Origin of the sequence: Pseudoneobacillus rhizosphaerae (assembly GCF_917563885.1) — a bacterium.
GTDB lineage: Bacteria > Bacillota > Bacilli > Bacillales > Cytobacillaceae > Pseudoneobacillus > Pseudoneobacillus rhizosphaerae.
Window position 1 is genome coordinate 1 of record NZ_CAKJTG010000052.1, and the last position, 12,679, is coordinate 12,679.

General features: G+C 35.1%; 13 protein-coding genes. 3 read left to right on the top strand and 10 right to left on the bottom strand.

Features of this window, described 5'->3' with window-relative positions; genetic code table 11:
• Nucleotides 1–113: 113 nt before the first annotated feature.
• The 3 genes from LRP83_RS22755 to LRP83_RS22765 all read right to left on the bottom strand — a co-directional run bounded on the left by LRP83_RS22755 (nucleotide 114) and on the right by LRP83_RS22765 (nucleotide 4,376).
• Nucleotides 114–1,214: an FAD-dependent monooxygenase gene (locus LRP83_RS22755; protein ID WP_230499120.1), complete on the bottom strand. Its 1,101-nt coding sequence runs from the start codon at nucleotides 1,212–1,214 to the stop codon at nucleotides 114–116.
• 219 nt (nucleotides 1,215–1,433) lie between these two features.
• Entirely contained in the window at nucleotides 1,434–2,687 is a 1,254-nt protein-coding gene (locus LRP83_RS22760) for a cysteine desulfurase-like protein (protein ID WP_230499121.1), read from the bottom strand.
• 165 nt (nucleotides 2,688–2,852) lie between these two features.
• Nucleotides 2,853–4,376 (bottom strand): DHA2 family efflux MFS transporter permease subunit, encoded by a 1,524-nt coding sequence (locus LRP83_RS22765; protein ID WP_230499122.1) that lies wholly within the window; start codon nucleotides 4,374–4,376, stop codon nucleotides 2,853–2,855.
• Between the two features lie 181 nt (nucleotides 4,377–4,557).
• Between LRP83_RS22765 and LRP83_RS22770 the strand changes: the two genes are divergently transcribed.
• A complete protein-coding gene (locus tag LRP83_RS22770) occupies nucleotides 4,558–5,454 on the top strand; it encodes a TetR/AcrR family transcriptional regulator (protein ID WP_230499123.1) in 897 nt (298 codons plus the stop codon).
• Nucleotides 5,455–5,594: 140 nt separating this feature from the next.
• Here the strand turns inward: LRP83_RS22770 and LRP83_RS22775 are convergent, their stop codons facing one another.
• Complete coding sequence (locus LRP83_RS22775; RefSeq protein WP_230499124.1) at nucleotides 5,595–5,987, bottom strand: globin domain-containing protein; 393 nt, start codon at nucleotides 5,985–5,987, stop codon at nucleotides 5,595–5,597.
• A 213-nt stretch (nucleotides 5,988–6,200) separates the two neighbouring features.
• Here LRP83_RS22775 and LRP83_RS22780 point away from each other — a divergent pair, with 213 nt between their 5' ends.
• Nucleotides 6,201–7,202, top strand: coding sequence for a DoxX family membrane protein (locus LRP83_RS22780; RefSeq protein WP_230499125.1), 1,002 nt, complete (start codon nucleotides 6,201–6,203; stop codon nucleotides 7,200–7,202).
• A 71-nt stretch (nucleotides 7,203–7,273) separates the two neighbouring features.
• Here the strand turns inward: LRP83_RS22780 and LRP83_RS22785 are convergent, their stop codons facing one another.
• From LRP83_RS22785 to LRP83_RS22795, 3 genes are all read right to left on the bottom strand, one after another.
• Entirely contained in the window at nucleotides 7,274–7,417 is a 144-nt protein-coding gene (locus tag LRP83_RS22785) for a hypothetical protein (protein ID WP_230499126.1), read from the bottom strand.
• A 198-nt stretch (nucleotides 7,418–7,615) separates the two neighbouring features.
• On the bottom strand, nucleotides 7,616–8,197 hold the full coding sequence (clpP, locus tag LRP83_RS22790) for an ATP-dependent Clp endopeptidase proteolytic subunit ClpP (RefSeq protein WP_230499127.1): 582 nt from the start codon (nucleotides 8,195–8,197) through the stop codon (nucleotides 7,616–7,618).
• A gap of 18 nt (nucleotides 8,198–8,215) precedes the next feature.
• Complete coding sequence (locus LRP83_RS22795) at nucleotides 8,216–8,905, bottom strand: sigma-70 family RNA polymerase sigma factor (RefSeq protein ID WP_230499128.1); 690 nt, start codon at nucleotides 8,903–8,905, stop codon at nucleotides 8,216–8,218.
• Between the two features lie 263 nt (nucleotides 8,906–9,168).
• Between LRP83_RS22795 and LRP83_RS22800 the strand changes: the two genes are divergently transcribed.
• Nucleotides 9,169–9,375: a zinc ribbon domain-containing protein gene (locus LRP83_RS22800; RefSeq protein WP_230499129.1), complete on the top strand. Its 207-nt coding sequence runs from the start codon at nucleotides 9,169–9,171 to the stop codon at nucleotides 9,373–9,375.
• Nucleotides 9,376–9,425: 50 nt separating this feature from the next.
• On the opposite strand, the gene LRP83_RS22805 is transcribed toward LRP83_RS22800, so the two are convergent.
• The 3 genes from LRP83_RS22805 to LRP83_RS22815 all read right to left on the bottom strand — a co-directional run bounded on the left by LRP83_RS22805 (nucleotide 9,426) and on the right by LRP83_RS22815 (nucleotide 12,292).
• The gene (locus LRP83_RS22805) at nucleotides 9,426–10,112 is read right to left on the bottom strand and encodes a class D sortase (protein ID WP_230499130.1); all 687 of its coding nucleotides are present in this window, start codon (nucleotides 10,110–10,112) and stop codon (nucleotides 9,426–9,428) included.
• 54 nt (nucleotides 10,113–10,166) lie between these two features.
• Nucleotides 10,167–11,474: an LPXTG cell wall anchor domain-containing protein gene (locus tag LRP83_RS22810; protein ID WP_230499131.1), complete on the bottom strand. Its 1,308-nt coding sequence runs from the start codon at nucleotides 11,472–11,474 to the stop codon at nucleotides 10,167–10,169.
• 188 nt (nucleotides 11,475–11,662) lie between these two features.
• Nucleotides 11,663–12,292: a pentapeptide repeat-containing protein gene (locus LRP83_RS22815; protein ID WP_230499132.1), complete on the bottom strand. Its 630-nt coding sequence runs from the start codon at nucleotides 12,290–12,292 to the stop codon at nucleotides 11,663–11,665.
• Between the last annotated feature and the right edge of the window lie 387 nt (nucleotides 12,293–12,679).

The window sequence follows — 12,679 nt, forward strand, 5'->3', positions numbered from 1 at the left end:
CTCCGTATCTTCTATATTTCCACCTATTATACAATAAAAAAAGTACCCTATAGAGGACGTCCCTTAATCAAGGTGTCTACTCTATAGGGTACAGTTTACTGTCCCCCAGGCCTTTAAAGTGTTACAGGAATGACGAAGTTCTCTTTAAATGTTGCTTCGCGATATAGCTGTTCGTGTTGTTGTTTTTCTACTTCTTCACGTCGGGCATTTTCGAATTGCTTTAATTGGGATGCATTAAATTTATCACTTTTTACGGCATTGATGATTACATCAGCTAATATATCTGCATCCTTTAAGGCACTATTTACTCCAATTGCTCCAGTAGGACTCATCGTATGAGCTGCATCACCCATAATAACTAGCCCATCCTTAACCCATGTTTCACATTGACAGCTTTGAACCTTTAGCACAACGAAATCTTTACATGCTGTAATATGTTGCTTTACGGTTTCTGTTAATTCTGGAAATGCCAAACGAATACGATCTGTAAATTGGGTAAAGGATTGTTTTCGTAATGCTGAATAAGAATCCTCTTCAATCCCCCATCCAATTTGAATAAAGCCACCATATTGAGTAAATAAAGCTAATTGTTTTTCATCGACCATTGCTAACTTAATGGTGGGTTCCCATCCTTCTGGGCTTGGAATTTTAGCCCAAAGTAAATCATACCCATGTTTAATGATAGTGGTTGGAATCTTTGCTAGCTTACGCACTGTGGAGTACCGACCATCAGCCCCAATAATTACTGAGCTTTGGATGGTTATTTCTTCACCATGTCTATTGGCTTTGACACCTATGTATCGACCTGTTTCATCGATTAATAAATCTGTAACCGTTGTTCCTAGCAATGCCTGATGAGAAGCTAATTGTTCGGATTCGTCAAAGATCACTCTTAAAAGATGATTTTGTGGAACATGGATTCCAACGTGGGACTTACCTGCTTCAGGAACAATCTTTTTTATCATTTGACCATGGTCCCAATATTCAATTCGTTCCATTAGAAGTAAACCGTACTCTTTAATTTGTTCATAGAGACCATATTTTTTTAAAATCTGTTCGCCTTCTTCATTTAAATGCTCGCCTCTAAACTCTTTATCGATTCCTTCATGTCGTTCCAAAAGGACAGTAGATATATTGTTTTTGGCCAAAATATAAGCTAGTAATGCTCCTCCTGGACCACCACCTACGATACATACATCTGCTTCTAACTTCATACTATTCACCTTCTGATTTTCCTAAAAAGTTTGCAATTCTAATTATTAGTATGCATGGAATAAGTTTAAACTATTTTTTTATTTGTGGCTAAATTTATTGACTAAAATGAATGAAGTTTTAGTTGTATTTGTTAATTTATAAATATTTACCGGTTTTTTCTCGTTGGAATAAAAAAAGATTAAATTCAGCATAATGAATTTAATCTTTTTTCGTCTACTTTATCTTACTGTATTCGTTTTATGTAGTTCTAAGTATGCTAGTATGCCATTTTTGAAAATTTGAACTTCTTCTTTTGTGTTATAGGGTGCAAGACCAATTCGAACCCAGCCGCCTACCTCATGAACTCCTAAAATTCCAGCCATCGTTGAGGCATAAAAGTCACCATCTGCGACGCACATATTGTATTCCTTTGCCAACCAGCTAGTAACATCTCGTGAGTTTTGGTTATCAATTGTAAACGCAAAGGTTGGTGTCTTCGCTCCAGAGGGTGCCCGGAAAAGACGAACATTTGGGAGATCATTTAAGAAACCCTCGATGTCTTCTGATAGTTCTTTTTCATATTCTTCAATTGCTGCCATACCAGCAAGTATTCTGTCTCTTCGTGTCACACCATTTCCAAGATCCTCAATAAATCGGATAGCCCCGATAACGCCAGCAATACCTTCGTGGTTTTGAGTACCAGTTTCTAATTTATATGGAAATTCAGTTGGAGCTGGATGTAATTTATATACAGGTAGTTTTTCAAATAATGCTTCATGGATAACCGCGATGCCGACATGTGGTCCAAAAAATTTATAGGCAGAGCATAGTAATATATCACAGCCGATATCGCGGAAATCAATCGGTAAATGAGGGACAGCATGTACGGCATCGATCATGACCATTGCCCCAAATTCCTTTGCCTTTGCTGTAACAGCCTTTACATCTGTGATGGTTCCAGTTACATTCGAAGACATTCCGACTGCAACTAGTTTTGTCTTTTCGGTAATGATTGTATCCAACTCATCTAATTTCAGAGTAAAGTTGTTTGGATCAAATTTAATAAACTTAACAGTAGCTCCTAAATCGTTAGCGAGGGTAATCCATGGATCAACATTGGCGCGGTGGTCAAGCTCGGTTACGACGATTTCATCACCTTCTTTAATGAAACTAGCTAGACTTCTAGCAATTGCAAAGGCAAGAGTTGTCATATTCGCACCAAAAGCTACTTCGTTACATTTACAACCAAGTAAATCAGCTACTACTTCTCGAGCTTCCTCTAGCATAGAATCTGTAGCGATACTAGTGGAAAATGTCCCATGAAGGTTTGCCATTCCATTCCGAATATAACGATACATCGATTCCATCGCATAGTCAGACATCTGAGTCCCACCTGGTCCATCAAAGAAAATCACTTTATTCTCTTCATCCAAACTACCCAAGGCTGGAAACCTACTCCTTACCTGTTCAATCGGGAAACCTAATTCCTTCATAAAACTACCTCCTCCAAATAATTTAGTGCATTAAAGCGCTGAGGGACTGTCCCTCAGTGCTTTAAAGTGTTAATTTATTCTTGTTTATTATGTCACAATTTTCTGTCTTTTTACAAGTAAAAAAAGCCGAATCGATTCCAGTTTTGGATTGATTCGGCTTAGGGTTTAGTTTTCTGCTAATTTTGTTGTGACTTTTTGTGCTGCTGGTGGATTCTCTTCTTCTGCTTGTGTTACTCGTTTGATGAAGAAGGCAAGAATAAGCGCAAGGGCTGAAATAAAGACCGTAACATAGAATGAAAAGTTAATACCATCTAACGTAGCTTGCATGGTAATTTGTTGCTTCATTTGTGCTAATGCCTCAGCAGTAGGCTGACCTTGAACATTTTTCATGGCATCGGCTGCCAAATCCTTTGCAGTCGACTCAGTACGATTGGACATGACTGTAATCAATAATGCGGTCCCAATGGCCCCCGACACTTGCTGTAAAGTATTATTCATTGCGGTACCATGTGGGTAGAATCGTTTAGGTAATTGGTTTAGACCATTTGTCGATACAGGCATCATGACCATAGACATCCCAAACATACGAAGTGAATATAAAAAGATTAAATAATTGTAGCTTAAATCGAAAGTAAGTTTACTGAAATAATAGCTAGTGATGACCATTATGCTTAAACCAATAATCGCTAAAACTCGACCGCCATACTTATCAAATAATTTACCTGTAATTGGTGACATTAACGCCATAATAATAGCACCAGGCAACATCATTAAACCTGCATCCATTGGTGAGATTCCGCGTAATGATTGAACATAAATCGGTGTTAAGATCATCCCGGAAAACATAGCCATAGTTACAACCATAGAAATAGTAATCGATAAAGCATACGCAGGATATTTAAATATTTTAAAGTTCAGCATTGGTTTCTCTTGTTTTAATTGACGAATAATAAAAGTGATTAAAGAAATGGCTCCAACGATGATCGTACCATATACCATTGGATCATCCCAGCCCTGTTTTCCTGCTGAACTAAACCCATATAACAATCCACCAAAACCTATACTAGATAGAAGAAGTGCGAAAAAATCGAGTTTTATATCCACTTTTTCTTTTTTATCTTTTAATAAGAAGAAACCGATTAATAATACGATTATCGCGATAGGTGTAACGAAGTGAAATAACATTCTCCAATCATAATGTTCCACGATCCAACCTGATAAAGTTGGTCCAATCGCTGGTGCACCCATCATAATTAGACCAAAAACACCCATAGCTGCTCCCCTCTTTTCAATTGGAAAGGCAACTAACATGACATTCATTAAAAGCGGCATCATGATGGCTGAACCTGCTGCTTGAGTCATCCGACCAGTTAATAATAATGGAAAAACATGAGCCATTCCAGCAATAATGGTCCCAATTGTGAATAACCCCATTGCAACTAGAAATAAATGGCGAACGGAGTATTTTTGAATTAAAAAGGCAGTAGATGGGATTAATATCCCGTTTACTAACATAAAACCTGTTGCTAACCATTGGACAGTAGATGGTTCTACCTTTAAATCAGTCATTATGGAAGGCAAGGCGATATTTAAAAGCGTATTATTTAAAAAAGTAATAAAAGCTCCAATCATCAAAACCGTTAAAAGTCCATAAGGTGGTCTATCCATTTTTTTTATCTTTTGGTCCATTGTTTCTCCTCCTGTACGTGCAGTTCAAAAACTTATACTCTAATTTCATAAACAATATCATATACCATGAGTTCAATTTAATCAATCAAAAATTTACAGTTAGGACTTAGTTTGTGTATATAGTAAAAATAATGTACTATTAATTTTATACTTAGAGTCTAACTGAAATAAAGGTGATTTTATGAATGAGAGGAAGCAGCATGTTTTAAAAATGGCCCATCAATTATTTATTGAAAAAGGGTTTCAATCCACTTCCATACAAGACATATTAGACTATAGTGGAATTTCGAAAGGCACATTTTATAATTATTTTTCTTCTAAAAACGAGTTATTAATCGCTCTTTTTAAGACTATCTACAAAAAGATGGAACAGGAACGAAATGAATTACTGATTGGCCAAGATCCTTCTAATATTGAGATTTTTATGAAGCAAATTGAATTACAAATGCAAACAAATAGAGCAAATAAGTTACTTTCTTTATTTGAAGAAGTATTCTTTTCGAAGGACGAGGATCTAAAAGATTTTATCAAAGTAGGTCAATTATGGATGATTAAGTGGGTATATCGACGTTTTATTGACATGTTCGGTGAAAATAAGAAACCCTACTTATTAGATTGTACAATCATGTTTTTAGGGATTTTGAATCATAACATAAAATATAACGCAATGGCTTTTAATTCGAATGTAAATATTCAGCAGATAGTTCAATATAGTGTAAACAGAATTGTAAAAACGGTAAACGAAGTTTCGTTATCAGGAGATCAATTAATTAGCCCTGAATTGATAGATAGATGGTTGCCTGATACAAAGAACTGTATTAAAATTTTTCACAAGAAGCTGCATGAGGCAATTATGATTCTCAAAAAAAATCAAAAACAAATGGATGAAAAGTCGGAAGAGCTTTTGGAATTTATTGAAGATGAATTATTGAAATCGAGGAATCCTAGAAAGTTTCTTATTGAAAGTGCGTTATTTTCTTTGCAAAACAATAGCATTTTTCAAGATAATAAAGAACTGCAAAAAATGGATGAACTGATAAAGGAATATATTAAGGAACGTTTAAAGATGGAGACGTAAGCCCCTAATTCTAGCGAGTTAAGGGCTTTTTTTAAAACTAAGTTTTAAGACGTTTTATTTTACAAAAAAACATTAAAAATTGCAATCAAAAAGACCGCCCTCTATGAACGGTCACGGTATTAAGATGTAGTTTGTAAGCATTAGTCTTTGTCAGGACTATTCACCATAATGCCAGCTACTTGTGTTAAACGATCGTAAAAAGCCCGTCCTGCAGGTTGGTCATAAAGTCCAATTTCATGAAACGCTTCCTTCATACATCTTAACCAACACTGAGCACGTTTTGGTGTTACTTCAAAAGGGAGATGACGGTCTCTCATAGCAGGTGGTCCAAATTCTTGACTGTATAAAGCAGGTCCACCTAAAAATTGTGGTAAGAACATGCGTTGCTTCCGTTTGATTTCCTCCATATCACCTTCAAATAATGGTCTTAATTCCTCATCTGCATATACACGCGGATAAAAAGCTTCTACCAATTTATCAATCGTCTCTTGCCCACCAATTTCGTTATATAGTGATTTAAAGTTATATTCCAATTAGGTCACCTACTATCATTTTTCATTTGATTATAATGAAAAACCAATATATTTTTAGTGATATATATCACTATTATAGGAAAATAATTTAATTCATAGTATTTCTAGTGAAAATTACGTTCACCTTATATATGACAGTTTAGCTTATTACATAATACGCCTGCTATTCCATATAATAATCCCAATAGCTTTGCCTTGAGAGGAGTTAATTATTTGAAAAAGTGGCTGATTATCTTCATTTTCATCTTATTGTCGGTTTATTTGACCCCACTTGCAACAGACGCACATGTAAAATGGTTTACTAAACTAGAACCAATAAAGGTTCCGTTAGAAGAGATTTTATCTACTGAATTTATTGTTATTTCCTTACTTATAGCTATTTTGTTAGCCGTTTTAACTCAATGGATTCCGAAGCTAATGGATATTCCTGGCGTGTCCAAAGTAGACCTAAAACTAGATAGTTATCGAAAATACTCTCGTAATATTTTGAAATATGGAACAGCTATTGCCTTCATTTTACAGGTAGTAAATCGAACTATGTTTGCCCCAGAATTTACAATTTCAGATACATGGCAAACGGTTGTTATGTGGGTTATCATCGTCATGTTGTTGATTCCGCACCATATTGCAACAAAGGTTGCCGCTTTGATTATGTTAGGACTCTTCATCTCAATTTGGAATGAAGCTGGTTGGTTTCATATGTTGGATTACGGATTTTACATTGCAATTATAGGAGTGTTTTTGGTTGGGAGAACTCAATTAGAGACTGCGGGGTTTCCGTTTCTTTACCTTGGAACTGGTTTGAGTTTATGCTGGGTAGCAGTTGAAAAATGGGTTTATCCTATGATGACTACAGACATTATTCACGAGCATCATGTTCCCACTTTTGGTTTTGATCCAGAATTATTTGTAGTGCTTGCAGCTTTTATTGAATTTGTAGTTGGTTATCTTCTAGTCGTGGGGATTCTAAATCGCTTACTGGCAGTTGTCGTAACAATTTTATTTATCTTAACAACTACTATATTTGGCTATACAGAAGTAGTCGGACACGCGATGATTCATATTGTGCTAATCATCTTTATCATAGAGGGTATTTCCTTCTACCATCCTCCCATCAAGATGCATCGTACCAGATTGGATCAAATGATATTTGTCTTTCTTAACTTTTTGTTTGTTTTAAGTACATTTCTTCTTATCTATTATCGTTTCGGTTAGTTTGTTCCATAATATAAAATAATGATAATGCCTTATCGGTTTTTAACCGATGAGGCATTTTTTAATTAGTTCTACTTTTTTAATCGTTTATTTTTCCCAGGATGAATATCTTTATCATTCCCTAACTCACCTGCAGAATTTTCTCTACCAGCTTCTTTCACTATTTCTCCTCCTAAACTAACGTTTGGAGAATATTGTTTTTTTTCACGTGGCATGATGTCACCTCCAGTTTTAAGGTGCTCCATTTTGCCACTATTTTTACATGAAGTAGTAAAAAAAATTGGTGTATACTAATTTCTATTGAAATGGAGGTTAATAGTTACCGTTTTCTCTCTGTCCTACTAGTTTCCGTCACGATTAGCTATTATTCGTTACCGTTTTTTCTTGTGTGAATATGAAAATTTTGTTGGTTTTTATTTCCGTGAAACAATTTTATCAATGATTCCGTATTCCAATGCTTCTTCGGCTGTCATATAGCAATCACGATCGGTATCTCTGGCGATTTTTTCGACTGGCTGGCCTGTTTTTTCAGAAATTATTTTATTCAATTGTTCGCGCAATTTAAGAATTCTTCGAGCAGATATTTCGATTTCAGTTGCCTGACCTCTTGCTCCCCCGAGTGGTTGATGAATCATGATTTCACTATTTGGGAGTGCGTACCTTTTTCCCTTCTTACCCGATAGTAATAACATAGCCCCAAATGATGCTGCCATTCCGATGCAAATGGTACTAACATCCGGTTTGATGAGCTCCATGGTATCAAGTATGGCAAAGCCTGCCGTGGTTAATCCTCCAGGACTATTGATATAAATTGAGATGTCCTTTTCAGGATTATCGGCTTCAAGAAATAGTAATTGGGCGACTACACTATTAGCGACTTGGTCATTAATTTCATCACCTATCATAATAATCCGATCCTTCAATAGTCTTGAATAAATATCATACGAACGTTCTCCGCGATTTGATTGTTCGATTACATATGGTATTGTACCCACTTAAATCCACCCTTTCGTTTAAGCTGCAAGACAGAAAGTGTTGAGAGGTGAACGAGAATGTTTTGATTTAAGTAGTTTTGGAACTTCGAATATGGACGGTATTTCGTGAATTCGTTGGATGATCACTTTCGGATCATTTGCTTTGAGTGACTCATATAGCAAATCAAATAGTAATTGTTTTTCATCTTTATCCCAAACTGTATGAACTGAGTGAAGAGTTTCGTCTTTACTCAAACGATTTTTGGCTCGATGGAGAATTGATTTAACTGCCGTTTCAGTTGTGTTAAAAACATTGGCAATCTCGTTAGACTGATAACCGAATGCTTCCTTCAGCATCAAGATAACGGCTTGTTTTGGTGTTAATTGATCGAGCAATAGTGTAACCGTATCGATAAGTGTATTAGGATGAGGTGGAACTTGATTCTTAGATAGTTGTTCTGGAATGCCAAGTACCTCGTGTTGTCTCTTTCTCAATGTATCAATCCAATGATGATAGGCAATTTTCTTCAATAATGATGAACTTACCTCTGTTGGTTGATATTTTTGAGATGCTTTAATGATAACTTCTTGTGCCAAATCATCTCCATCCCATTGATTTTTTGAAAGAAAGTAACAATATCGCTGAAGTCCTGGTATTAATGCAGTTAGATGCGTACTATCCTGTAAATGTTCTGTTTTATCATCCTTTTTATTGGTGACTATATGCATTCTGTTCACTCCTTCAAGCCTCTCTAACCTTATAACGGATTTATTTGGGGGAAAAGATACGGGATAATTAAATTTTTTTAAAATTTTTCTTCATTGTAGTTCTCTTATCGTAAATTATATTTTGTTTCTTTTATCGTATGTGTTCTAATATACTTTAGCAATTACTGGAGGATGTTACTTATTAATTTTATTAGAAATTAGAAACTTTCGTGAAAGTGATACGTAGTTAAGATGAGAAAAATTATTTTCAAGGAGTGGTTCCTATGAGTGAAAAAGGTTGTATTAAATGTGGTGGTAGGGACACAGGTACAAAAGACGTGGCCATGACTGGAACAGGTCTTTCCAAAATGTTCGATATTCAACATAATACCTTTACCGTTGTTTTTTGTAAAAAATGTGGTTACTCGGAATTTTACAACAAGAAAAGCTCCAATGCTTCCAATATTATGGATTTATTCTTCGGTGGTTAAAGGATAGAATACAGAAAGGGAATCCGTAATGGGATTCCCTTTCTGTTGTTTTATGACAATCTTGCTTTAATGATTAAACGATGGGTTGGATTTTTGAGGGGATGACAGGTGATTAAAGTAATGATTTTTTCATTTTCACTATTTTTTAATACAGATATGTCTGTAGGCTTTACGATGAATTTGTCAAAAACCACATAACGAAATAGCCCTTCCTTTGTTTCAATAACGATTTCATCCCCTGAATGGATTTCAGCTAACCGATTAAACATTTTACCAAAAGTTCTACTTCTATGGGCAGCAATCGCTGAATTACCTTCATGGCCTGGGTAGGCGGTTCCTTCCAAATAACCAGCACCTACATTTAACACTTTTTCACTAGTACCTTTTAGAATCGGAAGTTTAAGATTAATAGTTGGTATTTCGATAATTCCTACGATATTAGGGGGAATAGGCTTCAATTGTTCTTTTTTTTCTGGTTCGACTAATTTTGTTTGATTTATTGGAGTGTTGACGGGGCTTATTTCTAATTCACTTTCAAATGTACGATTGAGTTCAGTTAGGCTCTTTCTTGTAGCTATAGGAAGTATGTTAGACTCTTCATTAATGGATAGGCTACCTGTCTCCCATTGTTCAATTAACTGATCCTGATTCTTGTCTTGAACATAATCTTTTATTATTGGAAAAAAGAACAATGTAATCCCGGCAATTATGCAACAGACAGGAACTAGCATTTTCATTTGGGTACACCTCTCACATTTAAAGAAAATGTGTATTTTTCACTGTTTCATACATCAAATTTCTTTTGTTTTTCTCCACCGCAGTAAAAACGCACCTGTAGCCATGAGTAATATTCCAAACAGGTAAAATAATATATTACCTGAATCCCCTGTTTGGGGCAATGTTCCTGTCGGAGCTTCTGGTTGACCGTCTTCTACATTAGGAGTTGTTGGAGTATCTGATTCATCCTTAGTTGGTGGTGGTGGAGTATTAGAATTTTCGTCCTTATCAGCAGCATCTGGTTTAGGACATTGTTCAAACCAATAGTTTATCGTTCCTTCTGCTTCAACCCCAATTTTGAATGCACTTAGAGGTACGATGATTTCTTTATTGTCACTAGTTACGAATTTAAAGAGGCTAATATCATCTTTCACATATTCGCCACCATCTAATGTTTTAAAGAGTGGTGATTTTCCTTGTCGGACTAACTCAACCCATTTGCCTTTTAATTTAACAAATATTTTGGAATACCCATCCACACAGTCCTTTAAATGAAGATGGATTTGAGTGTGCTTCTTTCCTTCATCATTGTCTTCTTTAATTGGTAGTTGATTATTTAGACACTCTTCAAGCCAATAGTTTATCGTTCCTTCTGCTTCAACCCCAATTTTTAGGTTACTAATTGGAATGATGATTTCCTCATTTTTTTCGGTAATAAATTTAAATTCAGTAATATCGTCCTTCACATACAAGCCACCATCTGGTGCTTTATACAATGGTGAGTTTCCTTGTTTTATTAGTTCTACCCATTCCCCTTTGATCCGAGCAAAAATTTTCAAATATAGGTCTTTACAATCCTTTAAATGGAGGTGGATTTGCGTATTTTTTTGAGGATCTACACCAGGTTGATTTGGATCTGCCGCCTTTGGGCAGTTTTCTAACCAATAGTTTATCGTTCCTTCTGCTTCAACCCCAATTTTCACTTCACTAACAGGGATAATGATTTCTATGTTTGTTGCCGTAATAAATTTAAACTCGGTAATATCATCTTTTACAAACTCACCGTTGTCTAATGCTATGAATAAGGGAGAATTCCCTTGTCGGGTCAATTCTATCCATTGTTCTTTAAGGTTCGCATATACATGAGTAAAGTCATTGGGACAATCCTTTAAATGAAGGTGGATTTGCGTGTGCTTGTTCGTATTGACATCCACTGTATTCGTATCTGTCAATAGGTTGATCTCTGTAGTGGATTGAACTGTATCATTGGTTTGTTCCTGACTATAAGCCTTGCTTTCTGCAGATACGTTTGATGACGGTTGAAGATAAAAAAATAGTAAAGAAAATAAGGTAATGAGGTAAAGATATCGTTTAAGTTTCAATATTCATTCTCCTCCTTTATATATGGAATGCAAGATTTAACCATTCCTTCTAAAAGTTAACAATTCATAAATTACCCAATATTCTGAACGATAAACCTATTGAGGCTGTCCTTTTTTTGAGGAAGTTTCAATTAAAAAAAAATTAAGTCCTTCTCAGTCGAGAAGGACTTATGTATTAAATAAACCAATTAATCCACAATCTTCAAACCCATTAACCGAGAAAAACCAATAGCTTGTTCGGGTGTTACTAAACAGCCATATAAATCTTCAATTCTTGTTGTTAACTGTTCGAAGGTACAAGAGCTTAAATCTACCCCATTTAAGGAAGTGTTCGCAAAGTTAGCCTCATTTATATCACACTTAATGTACTCAACCTTATTAAGTTTAGTTTCATAAAAATCTGCCTGGCGGAGAATACAGTTATCGAACCTTACTTGTGTTAATTTTGCATAGCCGAAAGAGCTTAAGTTAAGAATACTATCTTTAAATAACACATTTCCAAAAGTAGCTTCCGTAAAATCAGATCCAATTAATTTGGATTCGATAAATTCTACCCGATGAAAAATCCCCTCTTTAATATCCAAATTTGATAAATCACATTTTTCGAAAACGACATCTACTAAATCCATTTTTTCAATTGTTACGTTGATAAAGGTCACATTTTTAAAAACAACTTGGTCAAAATGTAATTTATCAAACTCTGCTTCCGAAATAATACAATCACTGATCAAAGATCTATAAACATAATGATCATCGATTTCTTCCAGATTTATTGATGTTAGACCTGCAGGTATTTTTGGTTTTTGAATTTTTATCATGAATTGATCCTTTCTTGATCCAATATGTATGTAGAGATAGTTTTTTAGATTTATGCATAAAAAAAGGGATGTACAAGCATCCCTCTTTTCTTCTTTATTATAGATTTTGTGCTTCATTCAAACAATATGTAGGTAAAATAAGATTTTATCATTAAGTGCAATCTGACAACAGATTTGACACGCCTTTTTCATTTATTATGGATTCTTTGACACAGATAATTTTAAATAAAGAGCGAACCCTCAAAGAACAAGAGATGGAGACAACATAGATTGATAAATAAGCGGAGAAAGTTCCCTTAATTACGAAATAGCACTGAAAATAGCTTAAATAGACGGAAGGATTCCGACTATTTACTCAAAAAACGTCAAAATGGGTCATTTCGCTTT

Coding starts and splice junctions, on each gene's coding strand:
- LRP83_RS22755 (WP_230499120.1), bottom strand. CDS start 1,214: ATGAAGTTAGAAGCAGATGTATGTATCGTAGGTGGTGGTCCAGGAGGA.
- LRP83_RS22760 (WP_230499121.1), bottom strand. CDS start 2,687: ATGAAGGAATTAGGTTTCCCGATTGAACAGGTAAGGAGTAGGTTTCCA.
- LRP83_RS22765 (WP_230499122.1), bottom strand. CDS start 4,376: ATGGACCAAAAGATAAAAAAAATGGATAGACCACCTTATGGACTTTTA.
- LRP83_RS22770 (WP_230499123.1), top strand. CDS start 4,558: ATGAATGAGAGGAAGCAGCATGTTTTAAAAATGGCCCATCAATTATTT.
- LRP83_RS22785 (WP_230499126.1), bottom strand. CDS start 7,417: ATGCCACGTGAAAAAAAACAATATTCTCCAAACGTTAGTTTAGGAGGA.
- LRP83_RS22795 (WP_230499128.1), bottom strand. CDS start 8,905: ATGCATATAGTCACCAATAAAAAGGATGATAAAACAGAACATTTACAG.
- LRP83_RS22800 (WP_230499129.1), top strand. CDS start 9,169: ATGAGTGAAAAAGGTTGTATTAAATGTGGTGGTAGGGACACAGGTACA.
- LRP83_RS22805 (WP_230499130.1), bottom strand. CDS start 10,112: ATGAAAATGCTAGTTCCTGTCTGTTGCATAATTGCCGGGATTACATTG.
- LRP83_RS22815 (WP_230499132.1), bottom strand. CDS start 12,292: ATGATAAAAATTCAAAAACCAAAAATACCTGCAGGTCTAACATCAATA.